Annotated in this window: 11 protein-coding genes; 4 read left to right on the plus strand and 7 right to left on the minus strand. The window is 67.2% G+C overall.

Translation table 11 applies throughout. The features are described 5' to 3' along the window. The first annotated feature begins 89 nt into the window (after positions 1–89). Positions 90–1142: a LacI family DNA-binding transcriptional regulator gene (locus U5A57_RS09245; RefSeq protein WP_321910113.1), complete on the plus strand. Its 1053-nt coding sequence runs from the start codon at positions 90–92 to the stop codon at positions 1140–1142. Here U5A57_RS09245 and U5A57_RS09250 read toward each other — a convergent pair. The 6 genes from U5A57_RS09250 to U5A57_RS09275 all read right to left on the minus strand — a co-directional run bounded on the left by U5A57_RS09250 (position 1111) and on the right by U5A57_RS09275 (position 9585). Beyond that, on the minus strand, positions 1111–2598 hold the full coding sequence (locus U5A57_RS09250) for a cytochrome P450 (RefSeq protein WP_321910115.1): 1488 nt from the start codon (positions 2596–2598) through the stop codon (positions 1111–1113). The two genes, U5A57_RS09245 and U5A57_RS09250, sit on opposite strands and share 32 nt — an antisense overlap. Before the next feature lie 29 nt (positions 2599–2627). Continuing rightward, the gene (locus U5A57_RS09255) at positions 2628–3338 is read right to left on the minus strand and encodes a YceH family protein (protein ID WP_321910117.1); all 711 of its coding nucleotides are present in this window, start codon (positions 3336–3338) and stop codon (positions 2628–2630) included. A gap of 96 nt (positions 3339–3434) precedes the next feature. Beyond that, entirely contained in the window at positions 3435–6233 is a 2799-nt protein-coding gene (locus tag U5A57_RS09260) for an Hsp70 family protein (RefSeq protein ID WP_321910119.1), read from the minus strand. A gap of 5 nt (positions 6234–6238) precedes the next feature. Further along, positions 6239–8083 carry an Hsp70 family protein gene (locus U5A57_RS09265; protein WP_321910121.1) on the minus strand — a complete coding sequence of 615 codons (1845 nt, stop codon included), beginning with the start codon at positions 8081–8083 and terminating at the stop codon, positions 6239–6241. Next, entirely contained in the window at positions 8080–8664 is a 585-nt protein-coding gene (locus tag U5A57_RS09270) for a DUF2760 domain-containing protein (protein ID WP_321910124.1), read from the minus strand. The genes U5A57_RS09265 and U5A57_RS09270 overlap by 4 nt, the downstream gene beginning before the upstream one ends. A 411-nt stretch (positions 8665–9075) precedes the next feature. Beyond that, positions 9076–9585, minus strand: coding sequence for a DUF1269 domain-containing protein (locus tag U5A57_RS09275; protein WP_321910125.1), 510 nt, complete (start codon positions 9583–9585; stop codon positions 9076–9078). Positions 9586–10011: 426 nt separating this feature from the next. On the opposite strand from U5A57_RS09275, the gene U5A57_RS09280 reads away from it, so the two are divergent. From U5A57_RS09280 to U5A57_RS09290, 3 genes are read left to right on the plus strand one after another with little or no spacing between them, the layout of a single operon-like run. Further along, a complete protein-coding gene (locus tag U5A57_RS09280) occupies positions 10012–10734 on the plus strand; it encodes a gluconate 2-dehydrogenase subunit 3 family protein (protein WP_321910127.1) in 723 nt (240 codons plus the stop codon). A 3-nt stretch (positions 10735–10737) separates the two neighbouring features. Beyond that, positions 10738–12513 (plus strand): GMC family oxidoreductase, encoded by a 1776-nt coding sequence (locus U5A57_RS09285; RefSeq protein ID WP_321910128.1) that lies wholly within the window; start codon positions 10738–10740, stop codon positions 12511–12513. A 21-nt stretch (positions 12514–12534) separates the two neighbouring features. Further along, positions 12535–13872: a cytochrome c gene (locus U5A57_RS09290; RefSeq protein WP_321910413.1), complete on the plus strand. Its 1338-nt coding sequence runs from the start codon at positions 12535–12537 to the stop codon at positions 13870–13872. Positions 13873–13938: 66 nt separating this feature from the next. On the opposite strand, the gene U5A57_RS09295 is transcribed toward U5A57_RS09290, so the two are convergent. Further along, positions 13939–15864 carry a potassium transporter Kup gene (locus U5A57_RS09295; protein WP_321910130.1) on the minus strand — a complete coding sequence of 642 codons (1926 nt, stop codon included), beginning with the start codon at positions 15862–15864 and terminating at the stop codon, positions 13939–13941. Between the last annotated feature and the right edge of the window lie 261 nt (positions 15865–16125).

The following is a 16125-nucleotide window of genomic DNA, read 5'->3' on the forward strand; positions in this document are numbered from 1 at the left end:
CGCGATAGCTGCAAGACTATGTGGCGCAAGAAACGCTGTCAAACCGCGCAACTGATGGTTTTTGATTGATTTCCGATCGGAACGACGTCATGTCAGAAACGATTTCGCCGCTCGCGGCACGTGCGCGCATACCCGACGTGGCGCGGGCGGCGCGCGTCTCGACCGCCACGGTCGACCGCGTGCTCAACGGCCGCGAGGGCGTGCGCGCCGCTACCGCGCAGCGCGTGCTGCAGGCCGCCGCTCAACTCGGCTACGTGCTCGCGCAGGACGCGCCCGAAGCGCCGTCCGCCCGGCCGCTGCGCATCGCCTTCCTGCTGCCCGCGGGCACGAACCGCTACCTGCGCATGCTCGGCGACTATATCGAATTCGCTCACGAGCAATGGAGCGCGCTCGGCATGAAGTGCCGCGTGCAGTATGTCGAGAGCTTCAACCCGACCGAGCTTGCGCTGCGACTGCTGCAAGCCGGGCAGCGCTCGGACGGCGTGGTATTCATGGCGCTGGAGCATCCCGTGGTGCGCGACGCCGTGAACACGCTTGCCGACCAGGGCGTGCCCGCCATCACCCTCATTTCCGATCTTTCCAACGCACGCCGCCTGGCCTACGTGGGGATCGACAATCGGTCGGCGGGACGCACGGCGGGTTTGCTGCTCGGCCGCTTCATGGGCCCGCGCCCAAGCGGCAAGATCGCGATGATCGCGGGCAGCCTCAACTATCGCGGCCATGAGGAACGGGAGATCGGTTTTCTGCATCTCGTCGAATCGATGTTTCCCCAGTTGAGCGTGATCGGCCTGCGCGAAGGCCAGGACGACAGCGAGCGCAACTACGAGCAAACGCGGCGGCTGCTCGAACAGCACCCCGATCTCGCGGGCATCTACAACAGCGGCGGCGGCTCGGACGGCGTGGGCCGCGCGATCGTCGAGGCGAAGTCCGAGCAAAAGATCCTGTTCATCGGGCACGGCCTCACGCCCGACACGCGCGCACTGCTGATCGACGGCACCATGGACGCGCTCATCACGCAAACGCCGCAGTCGATGGTGGGCAACTGTCTGAAGATCTTTCGCAATGTCGCCGCCAAACGCGACGCGCTCGACGCGGTGAAGCCGATTCAGTTCAGCATCGTGCTGCGCGAGAACCTGCCTTAGCGTCCGTACGCCATTCCAGCCGCACCGGCATGCGGTTCGGCACCATCGCGAACGCCGTGATCTCCTCGATCGTCGCGGGATCGACGGCGAGCCTCACCTTGAAGTGGTTGGTCAGCATGGAGAGCACGAGCCGCATTTCCATGGCGGCGAGATGCCGCCCCGGACACACACGCGGCCCCGCGCCGAACTGCACCCATGCGCGCGGATCGTGCACGCGGGCATCGGCATCGGCACCCGCATGGCCGCGCAGCCATCGGTCGGGATCGAAGCGCCCGGGCTGTGCGTAGTGGCGCGCGTCGAGCATGGGCGGCCGGGTGAGGAAGAACATCTTCGAACCGGCGGGCAGCGCGACGCCGCCCACCTCCACGTTCTCGACGGGCTCGAACGCCATGATCGCGGCCACGGGGCGAAAGCGCAGCGTTTCGCTGCACACGGCTTCGAACAGGTCGAGGTCCTTCACGAGGCCATAGTCCGGACACACATCGTGTGCGCCCAGCACCGCGCGCGCCTCGCCGGCGAGGCGCTGCTGCAGCGGTTCGTCGGCGCCTAGATAGTAGAGCGACCATGCCAGCGCGTTGGCCGTGGTGTCCTCGCCTGCCAGCAAGAGCGTGAGCACGTTGGCGGCGATGATGTCGTCGGTCACGTCGGAGCCCGGCTCCGAGTCTGGCTGCTCGCGCAGCGCAAGCATCGCTTCGAGCAGATGGCGCGGCGCACGGTCGATTGAGGACGGCTCGTCGCGCATGCGCTCGCGCGAGCGCGCCATCATGCCGCGTATCGTGCGATGCACTTCGGCCAGCGCCCGGTCCGTGCGGCGGTCGCGCGGCAAGCGCACGTAGCGCCAGTACGGAAACGGCGCGTTCACGCGATGCATGAGCGTCGGGAAGATCTGCGCGAGATGCTCCTGGATCACGCCGCGCTCCTGTTCGAGCGTGCGCGGGTTCTCGCCGAACGCGAGCGCGCTCGTCACGTCCACCGTGTAGCGCTTGAGGTCATCGGTCATCTCGACCACGTCGCCTCGTTCGGCCGCGCGCCGCCAACGGTCGTGCAACCGCGCCGTGATGGCTTGCAGTGTGGGATAGAAGGCGCGAATGTGCGGAACGGAAAGCGCCTGCATCACGAGCCGCCGCTGTGGCTGCCACGCCGCGCCCTCGGCCGAGAACACGCCGTTGCAGCCGATTTCGGCAAGCACGGGTTCGAGCGACGCGTAACGCCGGTAGCGGTGTGGACGCTCGCGCATCACGCTCTGGCTCAGCTCCGCGTCGCTCCATACCGTGACGGGCATGCCGCAGATCTGGAAGCGATACGGCGTGCCGAGTTCCTGCGCCCAGTGTTCGAGCACGCGATGGAGCCTCGGCGCATTCAGCTGATGGAGGTTGCCGATGAGCGGCAAGCCGCGCGGGCACGGCAGGTCGCGCACCTGGCGCAGGCGCTGGGCGGTGGATGCGGCGGCGTCCATGTAGCGGCGGTGAGGCGGTGAGACGGCGCTCAGTCGAGCGACATCCCCAGTTCGGCGGCCATGCGTGCCACGAGCGCTTGCAGGCGTGCGACTTCGTCGGCGAGACGCTGCTGCTCGGCGCGCACCGCCTCGAAGTCCGCGAGCGAGACGCTCTCGCCGCCTTCCTCGCGAGCCCCGGGTGCGCTCGCTGCCGCAACGGCAAAACTTGCCGTATTCACTTCGCCGCACAGCAAATGCATCCAGCGGCTTTCGCGCTCGCCCGGCGCGCGCGGCAGCTTCACCACGAGCGGCGGCTCGCGCTCGGCCAGTTCTTCCAGGAAGCCTTCGACCGACGACACATCGGCGAACCCGTGCAGGCGCGACGAGTTCAGGCGCAATTCCGCCGCCGTCTGCGCGCCGCGCAGCAGCAGGACCGTGAGGAGCGCCACAGCCTGGCTCGGCACGCCGAGCACGCGGTTCAGGTTGTGCTCGAAGCGCGGCACGCGGCTGCTGCTGCCTTCGAACACGAGGCTCAGCAGCTTGAGGTCTTCGATGGCGGCCAGCACGTCGGCTTCGCTCACGTTCATGACCGGCGTGCGCGCGGTCTTCTGGTTGCAGCCGAGCGTGAGCGCGTTGAGCGAAAGCGGATAGGTGTCGGGCACCGTGTGCTGCTTTTCGACCAGCACGCCGACGATACGCGCCTCGATTGGCGAGAGCGCGCGCAAGGTGCGCGGCGAGGAAGCATCGGCAGGAGAATTCATGGGCAGATCAACCACGCTGTGGTTCATGTTGGAATCAGGCGTTCGATCATACGCGCGCGGCGCTTCTTGCAGAAGCCAGGTGTCGCGCGTGTGGAATCAGCCCGCGATCAGCTTCAACCCCGCCGGCAGCGCCTCGCCGAACACCCGGCCCGTGTCCGCCGTGTCGAGCGCGACGACTTCGCGCACCATCGTCACCCACGTGGGCGGCGCGTTCGCCGACTCCATGCGGCGCACCACCGTCTCGCGCAGTTCGGGCGGCAGGTCGCGCGAACGGTCGCCCGTCATGCGCGCGATCTGCGCCGCGGCGAACATCGCCGGCTCGATCTTTTTCCAGTCGAGCGCCAGGATCGCATCGAGCCAAAGCGCGGCGGTTTCCGGCGGCACCACGCCGTGCGCGCTGCCGTAGAACGGCTGGCGCGCGCCGATCCGGCCCACGGCCCACCACGTCTGATGATTCTCCGAGGGCTTCTGCAGCCGCTGCAACAGCCGCTCGCCGATCTCGATCTTGCGCTCGGCCGCAATCTGCTCGAGCGACGCATAGAGCCGGATCATGTCCGCATGGGCCAGCTTCGCGGGGTCGAAAGGCAGCTTGTGGCGCTTCGAGCCGGCCGCCTCTTCGAGGTACGTCATCGCCTCCAGCACCTCGTGCTGCTGCGCCTCGTTCAAGCCGCCCGCCGCGCGCCGCCAGAGCGTCCACCACTCCGACCACACCTGGCCTTCGTTGACAAACTGGATGCCGTCGTCGAAGAGCGTCCAGAGCTGTTCGACGCGCCATTCGTCGAGCGGATAGCCGAAGCCCGGCCGCAAGCTGAAGCCGGCGAGGTTCAGCCACAGGCGTTCGTGATCGGCGGAGCGCCGGCGCTTGCCCGCGCGCTCCCAGAGCGCGCCGAACAGCTCGCGCAGCAGCGGGCCGTCCCAGTTCTGGCGCGGGCCGAGCCGCTCTTCGAGATGCGCGCGCAGGCGCTTCACTTCCTTCGCGTCGACCTTGACGGAGCGTGCGCCGAACACGCGTTCGATTGCTTCGATGGCGTCGTCGAGGCCCGCGTGGCGTGACTCGCCGTTCGCCGTGCCCGCACCACTCTCGTGCTCCGCGCGGCGCAGCGCGAATTCGAGCAGCCAGCGCTGCGAGGCGTCGTCGGTGGCGATGCAGTGCATCTCCAGCGTGCCGACTTCGGTCAGCGCGGTCGTGAGTTTGACGGGGCGCTCGCGCGCCGCCTTCGCATCGCCGCCTGCGGGCACCACCGTCGCGAGCGGCGGCAGGCGCACGAAGTCGCCCGCAGCCAGATCGGCCAACTCGCCGGGCTGCCACGCGGTGTCGGCCACCGTCGATGCGAGGTGGAACTGCACCGGCTGGCCGAGCTGCAATGCGAACGTGCGGTCGTCCAGATGCAGTTCGTGGCCTTCTTCCGTGCCGCGCGGGAGAACGCACACGCCGCGCGGTGCGGCATCGGCGCCCGCGCCTTGGTCGAGCACGAGGAAGTAACTGCGCGGCGAGCCGCCGCCAATGCGCGGCGCGTGGCCCGCGCGCGCGAGCGCATAAGCGACCGCGCCGCGCGCGACGGCCACGTCGGGCTGATTGTTCTGCAGTACGTTCAGCGGCTCGCCGCGCCAGGCGCCGAGCGTGTCGGCCAGACGTTGCGCGAGCGCGCGAGCGCGGAACACGCCGCCGTTGAGCAGCAGCGCGTCGGGCATGGGCAGCGCAGGGTTTTCTGCGCTGGCTGCGCCTGACGCGGCACCCAACGCCTCGCGCGACTGCGCGGCGAAGCGCTGCAAAAACGCCGCGATATGGCGCGTGATGGCCGGATCGGCGGCATAGGGCAAGCCGAACTCGACGATCGCCGCGCGCGAGCGGCGCGGCAGGTCGCCGGCAGCGCCCATCGGAAAGAAGCCGTCCACCACGATCTGCGCGACTTCCTCGCGGCCAAGCTGCGTGGTGCGCGCGCCGCCCACCAGCCGCGCGCCCGCGCCGAGCAGCGTGATCGGCACCGATTCGGGCGCGCTGGCGTCGAGCAGTTGCTCCTTCGCGACTCGGCAGCGTTCCACGAGCTGCGAGAGGCTCGCCGCGCTCAACCGCGTCTGGGCGTTCGCGAGCCGGCTCTCGGCCAGATGCGCGAGCGCGAGGTCCATGTTGTCGCCGCCCAGCATCAGATGATTGCCCACGCCAATGCGCGTGAGCTGCGGCTCGCCGTTCTCGAACTGCACCTTGATGAGCGTGAGGTCGGTCGTGCCGCCGCCCACGTCGCACACCAGCACGAGGCGCGAGGCGCCCAGCTGCGCGTCGAGCGTCGCGCGATGGTGATACAGCCAGTCGTAGAAAGCGGCTTGCGGTTCTTCGAGCAGACGCAACGCGGGCAGCCTGGCGAGCCGCGCCGCTTCGAGCGTGAGCGCGCGCGCGCCGTCGTCGAACGACGCGGGCACGGTCAGCACGACGTCCTGATCTTCGAGCGGCGCATGCGGGAAACGATGGTTCCACGCGGCGCGCACGTGCGCGAGATAACTCGCGCTCGCGGCAACCGGTGAAACCTTGGCGACGTCGTCGGGCGCGCCCCACGGCAGGATCGGCGCGAGGCGGTCCACCGCCGCGTGCGAGAGCCAGCTCTTCGCGCTCGCCACGAGCCGCCCCGGCACCTGCGCGCCGAGCGTGCGCGCGAGGCGGCCGACGACGGCCTCATCGCTTTGCGAAGGCGCGCTCCACGGCAAACGCAAATCGCCAGCCGCAAGTTCGCCCGCCGCCGGGTGATAACGCGCGGAAGGCAACATCTTTTCCGCGCCCACTTCTCCGAGGCCGGTGAGCTGCTCGACGTCGAACACGCGGATCGCGTCGCCGCCGGCCTCCACGTACGCCACGACGGTATTGCTCGTCCCCAGGTCGATGCCGACGACGTATGGCTTCATCGGGCTCAGTCGCCTGCTCCGCCACGCACGTCGAACTCGACCTTCCAGCGCTCGTTCGTGCCGCTCGGCATCGCTTCGAGCTCCAGCGTGCCCGCTTCGGTCACGCGCGCGTGCAGCTTCACGGGCACGACTTCGCCCGGCGTGCGGCCTTCGGTCGGCAGCGTGGCCTGGATTTCCTCCAGTTCCTGCAATTCTTCGGGCGACCAGTAGTCGAGCATCGTGCCGACCTGATCATGACGCCGCACCGAAGAGCCGAAGAAACGGAAGTGCACCGGCTCGCCCACCACGAGGCCGAACTCCTGCGGCGGCAGCGCCGCCTCGGTGCCCTCTTCCATGCCGAAGGGCGCGACGCAGAGCGCCGAAACCGGCGGCTCGAGCCCCGGCACGGCCGGCATGGCCGATTCGACCGCCACGTAGTACGCGCGCGCCGTGCCGCCGCGAATGCGCACGCCTTTGCCGCGCTTCACATAGCCGTAATAGGCTGCGCCGCGCGCCACCGCGAGGTCGAGATCCGCACCGCCCAGCAGACGTGCGGGCGCAGCGCCCTCGGCCGCGAGCCAGCCGCCCAGGATATCGAGCACGCGTTGCGAGAGCAGCGGCGACTTGAATACGCCGCCGTTGAAGAGCACCGCGGTGGGATGCAGGAAGGTGGCGCCCGCAGGCGGCGCGCCAAAGCCTTCGAGTTCCGCGAGCGCCTGCACCTGGCGGCCGAGGAAGGCCGCGAGATGGCGCGTCACGCCCGCGTCCTGCGCATACGGCAGGCCAAGCTGCGTGAGACCCACGCGCGTACGCACAGCCGGGCGCGCGGCGGCGTCCACTTGCGGGAAGAAGCCTTCGAGGATGATCTGCGTGAGTTCGCCACGCGTGAGTTCCGTGCGGATCGACCCGCCGATCAGCTTCGAGCCGCGGCTCGGCACGACGATCGGCACCGTATCGACGGAGGCGTCGGAGAGCAGCGTTTCCTTCGCCGAGCGGCACGCATAGGTCAGCGCGCGCAGCTGCCACGGGTCCGCTTGCGTGCCCTGGGTCGCGAGCTTGCGCGCGACCACGTGCGCGAGCGCGAGGTCCATGTTGTCGCCGCCGAGCAGAATGTGCTCGCCCACGGCTACGCGGTGCAGTTCGAGATTGCCTTCGCGCTCGACCACGGCGATCAGCGAAAGGTCGGTCGTGCCGCCGCCCACATCCACCACGAGGATGATGTCGCCGACCTTCACTTCCTTGCGCCACGCGCCGCCGCTCTTCTGGATCCAGCTATAGAGCGCGGCTTGCGGCTCCTCCAGCAGCGTCATGTTCGCGTAGCCCGCCGCCTGCGCGGCTTCCGCCGTCAGTTCGCGCGCGGCGGGGTCGAACGAGGCCGGAATCGTGACGGTGATCTCCTGCTCGCCAAACGGCGCCTCGGGATGCGCGTGGTCCCATGCCTCGCGCAGGTGCGTGAGATAGCGCACCGAGCTTTCGAGCGGCGACACACGCGCGACTTCAGGCGGCGCGTCGTTGGGCAGAATGGCCGCGCGGCGATCCACGCCGGGGTGGCACAACCAGCTCTTCGCGCTCGACACGAGGCGAATCGGCGTGCCCGCGCCACGGCTGCGCGCAAGCTCGCCCACGGCGTACTCGCGTGTGGTGGTCCACGGCAGCGTGAGGTCGCCCGGCGTCAGCTCGCCCGCATGCGGCAAGTAGAGAAACGAAGGCAGCAGGTCGGGCGATTCCAGCGTGCCCGGCGCAGTAAGCTGGGTCACGTTCAGCACGCCCTGCTGGGTCTTTTCGCCATCGCTGGCGGCGAGGTCGACGTAGGACAACGCGCAATGCGTCGTGCCCAGGTCGACCCCAATCGAATAGCGCGGATTGCTCACAGCTCCACCTCCGCCGGCGCGATGATGCGCGCGTCGTGCGTCTTGACGAGCTGCGGCAGCTTGACTTCCTCGACGCGCCAGCCGCGATGCGTGAGGCTGCCGCTGAACGGGGCCTCGCCGACCACGTTGCCGGTGAGGCGCACGGCGGCGGCGTCGAAGCCGGCCGGCAGCGTCACGCGCGAGCCTTCGGACTCGCTGCGCACCGGGCGGATCGAGAAGTGGTCGCGCAGCGTGGCGCGGCAGCCTTCGTGGACGATGCGGGCGGCGGCGCCGATATCCGCATCGGCATAACCGGCAATGTCTTCCTCGACGAAATCGACGAAGCGCGCGTTGCGCTGGAGCAGGCCGAGCAGTTGCAACGCGGCGTCGGGCGTCGCTTCCTTGATGACGGTGGGTGCGGGCGCGGGCGCCGGCTTCGCGACCGGAGCCGCGGCAGGCACAGGGGCAGCCGCGGCGGGTGCGAGCCCGCCTTCACGCAGACGGCGCACGTTGGCGGCAAGCTCGCCGTCGCCGAGGATCGCGAAGAAGGATCCCAGCGCGACCGAAAGGCGGCCGAAGAAAGACAGATTCGATTCGGGCATGTAGACGACTCCAATATCGCTTGAGGGCTCGCGGGCAACGCGAGCCGACCTGCCGGGCTCGCAACGAGGCCCGATCGATGCCTGGAAGGAGGCGGCCGGCAGGGGAAACTCGAGCCCGGCGCGGGCTCAAAACCCGTATTTTGCCTTGTCGCGGGCGCAAGCCGGTCAAAATGCGGGATTTGGCGGGGGAATGGCGTGTCCGGCGCGGTGCGCCGGGCTTTGACGCAGGCGGTCGCCTGGCGATACGGCGGGCAATGCGCGCGGGCAGCGCGGCGCAATCCCGGCTGTCAAACGGTGAGCGGTACGGCCCTCAAATGGCGCGTCAGCGTCGATAAATGGGGCGCGATTATTGGTGCGCGCACGCGATCAGGCCCGCGCCGCAGCCGCATCACGCCTTACGGTCCGGCGCATTCAGGGAAAGATCGGCGTCGTGGCTTCCGCGCCTTCCACATCGGCGCGCGGCACATGCTGGGCGATGTTCGCCTCGATCTCGGCTTCGCGCGAGCCGGGCACGTCGGCCATGACCAGCAACTGACCGTCCTCGATCGGACGGTTAAAGCGCGTCAGCGTCGTGTTCGGCTCGTCCACGCCAATCATGCCGGCCGCCCACGCGCCGAATATCGCGCCGGCAATCGTCAACGCAACGACCACGCCGCCCGTGATATCGAAGTTCTCGAACGGAAACATCAGCGCCACGAGGCCAACGACGGCGCCGGTCGCAGCGCCGAACATCACGCCGCGCTCCAGTGCGTGCACGATGTCGCTGCGCTGCAGCAGCGAAGCCTCGGGCAAGCGCTCGAGGCCCACGCTGTGATTGGCGAGCACATGAATATGACGCCACGTGATGCGCGCGCGCAGCAGATCGTCGACGATCTGCTGCGCCGTGGTCGTGTCGGGAGCGAGGAAATAGAGGCGTCTCATGATGCCCTCCTTCGGTCATGCAGCGACACGCTAGCGACCCGCTCGCTGCCACATGACTACGATGCGATTCCGATCATCCTACGCCTGAGTTTCTGTCAGCGCGACAGCCTGACGCCGATTTCCATTCGGTTTGCCGCCGCTCTCTGCGTTTTGATTCTTTTGCATTTCGCTGAAGGTCTGCACGAGGAGATCCGCTTCCCGACAAGCGCGGAGCCACGGGAACTTGTCACGCATCAATCGAATCGCTTGCATCCACAGCGCAAGTCTGAACCGCCCGCATTGGCAACCGACCTTGCGTACGCAAAAAGTCCCGCAAAAACAGCGCATTTTCTCAACGAAAGGGCCTTATCTCGATAACGCGATCCTGAAAACAAGACGTATCTGTTCCTCCTACCATCGCTCACCTCAAATCGAGGGGAACAGCCTATGTCCACCGAACAGGATCCGCGCCGCCAATTCCTGCGGCGCATGCTCGCAGTCGTGCCGACCGCATCCCTTGCAACGGGAGCCGCGCTCTCGCAGTCCGCCTGCAAGCCGGCGTCCGCGCCGTCGGCCGCCGCGCCGCCGCCCTACCAGCCCGACTATTTCACGGCAGACGAATGGCGCTTTCTGCAAGCCGCCGTCGAGCGCCTGATTCCTTCCGACCACCTGGGGCCAGGCGCGCTCGAAGCGGGCGTGCCGGAATTCATCGACCGCCAGATGGAAACGCCATGGGGCCACGGCAAGCTCTGGTACATGCAGGGGCCGTTTCACGTGAGCGAAGCGCCGGAACTCGGCTACCAGTTGAATCTCGCGCCGCGCGACGTGTACCGGCATGGCATCAAGGCCTGCGACGCGTGGTGCCGCCAGCATTACAGCGGCAAATCATTCGTATCCCTGAGCAACGCCGAACAGGAGGCCGTGCTCCAGACCATGGAGCACGGCAAAGCCCACTTCGACTCCGTTCCAGCCAGCACGTTCTTCGGCTTTCTCCTCGCGAACACGAAAGAGGGCTTTTTCGCCGATCCCATTTATGGCGGAAACAAAAAAATGGCGGGCTGGAAAACGATCGGCTTTCCCGGCGCCCGCGCCGATTTTGCCGACTGGATCGACCAACCGGGCGTGAAGTACCCGTATGGCCCGGTATCTATCGACGGAAGCAGAGGCTGATCGATGACCATCAAAATGAACAAGGTTGATTGCGTGATCGTCGGGTTCGGCTGGACCGGTGCGATTCTCGCCCAGGAACTCACGCAAGCCGGCCTGAAGGTCGTGGCGCTCGAACGCGGCGCGATGCGCGACACGCCCACCGACGCGAAATATCCACAGGTCGCCGACGAACTCAAATACGCCGTGCGCGGCAAGCTGTTTCAGGACCTTTCGCGCGAAACGGTCACGATTCGCCACGGCGTGAACGATCTCGCGGTGCCCTACCGCCAGCATGGTTCCTTTCTGCTCGGCAACGGCGTGGGCGGCGCGGGCTTCCACTGGAACGGCATGCACTACCGCGTCCTGCCCGAAGAGCTGCAGCTGCGTTCGACCTACGAAGCGCGCTACGGCAAACGTTTCATCCCGGAAGGCATGCAGGTGCAGGACTTCGGCGTGACCTACGACGAACTCGAACCGCATTTCGATTTCGCGGAGAAAGTGTTCGGCACCTCGGGCAAAGCCGGCAATCTCCAGGGGCAGATCCGGTTCGGCGGCAATCCGCTCGAAGGCCCGCGCAGCAGCGAGTACCCAACGCCGCCGCTCAAGAACACGCTCGGCGCGCAACTGTTCGAACTGGCGGCGCGCGAGGCGGGCTTCAATCCGTACCCGGCGCCTGCCGCAAACGCTTCGCAGGCCTATACGAATCCCTACGGCGTGCGGCTCGGCCCGTGCAACTTCTGCGGCTACTGCGAGGACTTCGGCTGCTTCATGTACTCGAAGGCCTCGCCGCAGACCACCATTCTTCCGGCTTTGCTCAAGAAGCCGAACTTCGAGTTGCGCACGAATTCGTATGTGAAGAAGGTGCTGCTCGACAGCAGCCGCGAGCGCGCCGTGGGCGTGAGTTACGTCGACGCACAGGGCCGCGAGGTCGAACAACCGGCCGACCTCGTGATCGTCGCAGCGTTCCAGATGCACAACGTGCGCCTGCTGCTGCTCTCGGGCATAGGCAAGCCGTACGACCCGACGACGGGTCAAGGCGTGGTGGGCCGCAACTACGCGTACCAGATGAACGGCGCCGTCAACGTGCTGCTGCCCAAAGAAACCCTGCTCAATCCGTTCATCGGCTCGGGCGCGGGCGCGGTGGCGCTCGACGACCTCAACGGCGACCAGTTCGACCACGGTCATCTGGGCTTTCTCGGCGGCGCGAGCGTGCGCCACGCGCGCACGGGCGGCCGGCCGATTGGCCAGGCCTCCATCGTGCCCGGCACCCCCGCCTGGGGCGGCCAATGGAAGGCCGGCGTGGTCGATGCGTATCAGCGCTTCCTGAGCATCGGCATTTCCGGCTCGGTCATGCCGTACCGCGACGCGTACCTCGACCTCGACCCGACCTACCGCGACGCCCACGGACTGCCGCTCCTGCGCATGACGTTCGACTGGCACGACAACGAATACCGCATGCTCGACTACGTGGGCACGCGCGTGGAGGAGGTGGCGAAGGCCATGAAGCACGACGCGTATTACCGCGCGATCCGCAAGCCCGGCGACCACTACGACACGCGCCTCTATCAGTCGACACACACGACCGGCGGCGCCGTCATGGGCGCATCTCCGCAAACGAGCGTGGTCAACAAGTATCTGCAGAGCTGGGACGTGCACAACGTGTTCGTGATGGGCGCTTCGGCGTTTCCCCAGAACATGGGCTATAACCCGACCGGCCTCGTGGCGGCGCTCGCGTATCACGCGGCGAAAGCGATCCGCGAGCAGTACCTGAAGCAGCCCGCGCCGCTCGTTCAGGCGTAAGGAGGAATTCCCCTGATGAGGATGACGAAATACTCGCGTGCCGTGCTGGCATGGGCCGCACTGGCGCTGTCCGGCTGGTTCTCGCACGCGCTAGCGGACGATCGCACCGCCACGCAGCAAGCCAGCGCCAACGCGGCGCTCCCCGCGTTGATCGAAAAGGGCCGCTACCTCGCCACCGTGGCCGACTGCACGGCCTGCCACACGGCAAAGGGCGGCAAGCCGTTCGCGGGCGGTGTCGGCATTGCCTCGCCCATCGGCACGATCTACTCGACCAACATCACGCCCGACAAGCGCACCGGCATCGGCGAGTACACACTGCGCGACTTCGATCGCGCGGTGCGCCGCGGCATTGCCAGGAGCGGCACGACGCTCTACCCCGCCATGCCTTATGTGTCGTACGCCAAAACGACGCCCGAAGACATCGAGGCACTTTACGCGTACTTCACGCATGCGGTCGCGCCCGTCGAGCAGGCCAATCGCGCAGAAGGCATTCCCTGGCCTCTCTCGATGCGCTGGCCGTTGCGCTTCTGGCGCATGATGTTCGCCCCCACGCCGGTGACCGCCAACGCGCCGGCCAGCGCAGACCCCGCGCTGCGCGGAAGCTATCTGGTCGAGGGACTCGCACACTGCGGCGCGTGCCACACACCGCGCGGTTTTGGCCTCCAGGAGCAGGCGCTGAGCGACAACAAGAACGTCTATCTCTCAGGCGGCGTGGTGGACGGCTATCTCGCCAAAAACCTGCGCGGTGACGCGAAGAACGGCCTCGGCACGTGGAGCGAAAGCGACATCGTGACGTTTCTGAAGCAAGGACGATCCGACGATGCGGCAGCGTTCGGCGGCATGGTCGATGTCGTCCAGCACAGCACGCAGTACATGAGCGACGCCGACCTCGGCGCGATTGCGGCCTACCTCAAGACGCTCTCTCCCGTCGATCCGAACGGCGACGCGCTCAGACCCGACCCGAGCGCCGCGGCCGCCTTGCGCGCCGGCACGGACCGCAGCAACGGCGCGCTCACGTTCGTCGACAACTGCGCGGCCTGCCATCGCACGACCGGCGCCGGCTACGACGCAACGTTCCCGAGGCTCGCCAGAAGCTCGGTGGTCAACAGCGACAATCCGGCCTCGCTGATCCGCATCGTGCTCAAGGGCGGCCAGATGCCGTGGACGAACGCCGCGCCCACGCACTACGCGATGCCCGGCTTCGCGCAGCGCCTCACCGACCGCGATATCGCCGACGTGCTGAACTTCGTGCGTTCGAGCTGGGGCAATCACGCGCCGGCCGTGTCGGCCGCCGACGTGGCGAAGGCTCGCAAGGCCGCGCAGGCAGGACCGCAACCGTCGCGCGCCGAAAACCCGTAAGCGCCGCGCACGCGCCGGGACGGCGCCAGGGCCCGTTCACCTGCCTAACGAGCTCGCGAACGTGCCCTAGATCTCGACGCGCGCGCCGACCTCGATCACGCGATTGGCCGGCAGCTTGAAGAACGCCGCGATATTCCCGACGTTGTGCAGCATCACCGCGAAAAGACGCTCACGCCAGATCGACATGCCATGGCCGCGCTTGGGCACCACCACCGCGCGGCTCAGGAACCACGACGTTTCGTCGAGATCGAAGGTCAACTCCGCGGACTTGAACGCGGCAAGCGTGCATGGCAGGTCCACTTCGTCCTTGAACCCATAGTTGACGACGACGTGATAGCAGCCCGGGCAAAGCAGCTCGACCTTCACGCGTTCGCTTTCTGCCACCCATGGCACGTCTTTTGTCACGACGCTCAGGAATACTACGCGTTCGTGCAGCACCCGGTTGTGCCGCAAATTGTTGACGAGCGCATGCGGTACGGCATTGGCATTCGGCGTGAGAAAGATCGCCGTGCCGCCCACGCGCACGGGGTTGCTCTCCAGCAGCGTCGTAAGATAGGGCTTGAGGGGCTTCTTGCCGGCGCGTACGCGCGCCTCGGCCATCATCATTTCCCAGCCCTTTCCCCAGGTCGCCATGATCGTGAACATCAGGGCGCCGATGACGAGCGGGAACCAGCCGCCGTCCACGATCTTGAGCAGGTTGGCCGAGAAGAACATGGCGTCGATCACGAAGAAGAACGCCGTGGCGAACAGGCACAGCGCCCAGTTGTAATGCCACGCGTAACGCACGACGAAGAAAGTGAGGAACGTCGTGATGAGCATCGTGCCGGTCACGGCAATGCCGTAAGCGGAGCCGAGCGCCGTGGACGAACGGAACCCCACCACCGCCGCCACTACGGCCACGAGCAGAATCCAGTTGATACCGGGCACGTAGATCTGCCCGATCTCGCGCTCGGACGTGTGCACGATGTTCATGCGCGGCAGAAAGGAGAGTTGCATGGCCTGCATCGCCATGGAATAGGTACCCGAAATAACGGCCTGCGAGGCAATGACGGTGGCAACCGTGGCGAGCACGATCATCGGCACGATGGACCATTGCGGAAAGAGCCGGTAGAACGGGCTTTGCACCGCGCCGGGGTTCGCCAGCAGCAGCGCGCCCTGCCCGAGATAATTGAGCGCGAGCGCAGGAAACACGATGCCGAACCACGTGAGGCGAATAGGCTGCTTGCCGAAGTGGCCCATGTCGGCGTAGAGCGCCTCGGCGCCCGTGAGCGAGAGCACGACCGCGCCCAGCGCGACAAAGGCGAGCCAGCGGTGATGCAGACAGAACGCGAGGCCCTCGCGCGGATCGAGCGCGAACAGCACCGCCGGCGCTGAGGCGATGTTGGCCACGCCCGCCACGGCGATCACGGCGAACCAGAGCACCATGACCGGGCCGAACACGGCGCCGATGCCGCCCGTGCCGTGCTTTTGCGTGAGGAACAGCACGACGATCGCCACAAGCGTCACCGGAATCACATAGGTCTTGAGCGCGGGCTCGGCCACTTCGAGGCCTTCCACGGCGCTCAGCACCGAGATGGCCGGCGTGATCACGCTGTCGCCGAAGAAGAGCGCCGCGCCCATCACGCCGATCACGAGCAGCGTGTTACGCAGATGCGGCCGCGAGGCGACCGAGGAAGCCGCGAGCGCGAGCAGCGCCATGATGCCGCCCTCGCCGTGATTGTTCGCGCGCAGGATGAGCGCGACGTACTTGAGCGACACGACGATCATGAGCGACCAGAAGATCAGCGACACGATGCCTACGATATTGAAAGCATTGACCGCGAGGCCGTTGGCGGGATCGAACACGGTGGCGAGCGTGTAGAGCGGGCTCGTGCCGATGTCGCCATAGACCACGCCGAGCGCGGCGAGAGCGAGCGCGGGAAGCGCCGGGCGATGCGGGCCGGAGTCGCCAAGGCGCTCGTGCGCGTGCCCCGCGGATGCGGAATGTCCCATGTCTCCCTCCTCGTGGCGGCCGCATGCGGGCCGGGGGGCCGCGCGGCCTTGTCGCCTCGCTTATCGCTTGGTTTGTGGCCTGGTTTGTCGCTTCGTCTGTCGCTTCGTGGCGCGGCGGCCCCTGCTGGGCGCGCTAGTCGAAGTATAGGAATTTCGGGCAAAAATGCGCCGCGCGTGGCGCCGTGCTTTCGCAGAACTGTCATAGTCGAGCGTATTTTCCTGACCATTCGCCCGGTACGCACACAACCCAAAGGACTTGCA

This window comes from Paraburkholderia sp. J11-2, from assembly GCF_905220185.1.
Lineage (GTDB): Bacteria > Pseudomonadota > Gammaproteobacteria > Burkholderiales > Burkholderiaceae > Paraburkholderia.

Bases quoted from the DNA above. Each gene is read 5' to 3' on its own strand.
- U5A57_RS09290 (WP_321910413.1), top strand. From the start codon at position 12,535: ATGACGAAATACTCGCGTGCCGTGCTGGCATGGGCCGCACTGGCGCTG.
- U5A57_RS09295 (WP_321910130.1), bottom strand. From the start codon at position 15,864: ATGGGACATTCCGCATCCGCGGGGCACGCGCACGAGCGCCTTGGCGAC.
- U5A57_RS09275 (WP_321910125.1), bottom strand. From the start codon at position 9,585: ATGAGACGCCTCTATTTCCTCGCTCCCGACACGACCACGGCGCAGCAG.
- U5A57_RS09270 (WP_321910124.1), bottom strand. From the start codon at position 8,664: ATGCCCGAATCGAATCTGTCTTTCTTCGGCCGCCTTTCGGTCGCGCTG.
- U5A57_RS09260 (WP_321910119.1), bottom strand. From the start codon at position 6,233: ATGAAGCCATACGTCGTCGGCATCGACCTGGGGACGAGCAATACCGTC.
- U5A57_RS09280 (WP_321910127.1), top strand. From the start codon at position 10,012: ATGTCCACCGAACAGGATCCGCGCCGCCAATTCCTGCGGCGCATGCTC.
- U5A57_RS09245 (WP_321910113.1), top strand. From the start codon at position 90: ATGTCAGAAACGATTTCGCCGCTCGCGGCACGTGCGCGCATACCCGAC.
- U5A57_RS09255 (WP_321910117.1), bottom strand. From the start codon at position 3,338: ATGAATTCTCCTGCCGATGCTTCCTCGCCGCGCACCTTGCGCGCGCTC.
- U5A57_RS09250 (WP_321910115.1), bottom strand. From the start codon at position 2,598: ATGGACGCCGCCGCATCCACCGCCCAGCGCCTGCGCCAGGTGCGCGAC.
- U5A57_RS09285 (WP_321910128.1), top strand. From the start codon at position 10,738: ATGACCATCAAAATGAACAAGGTTGATTGCGTGATCGTCGGGTTCGGC.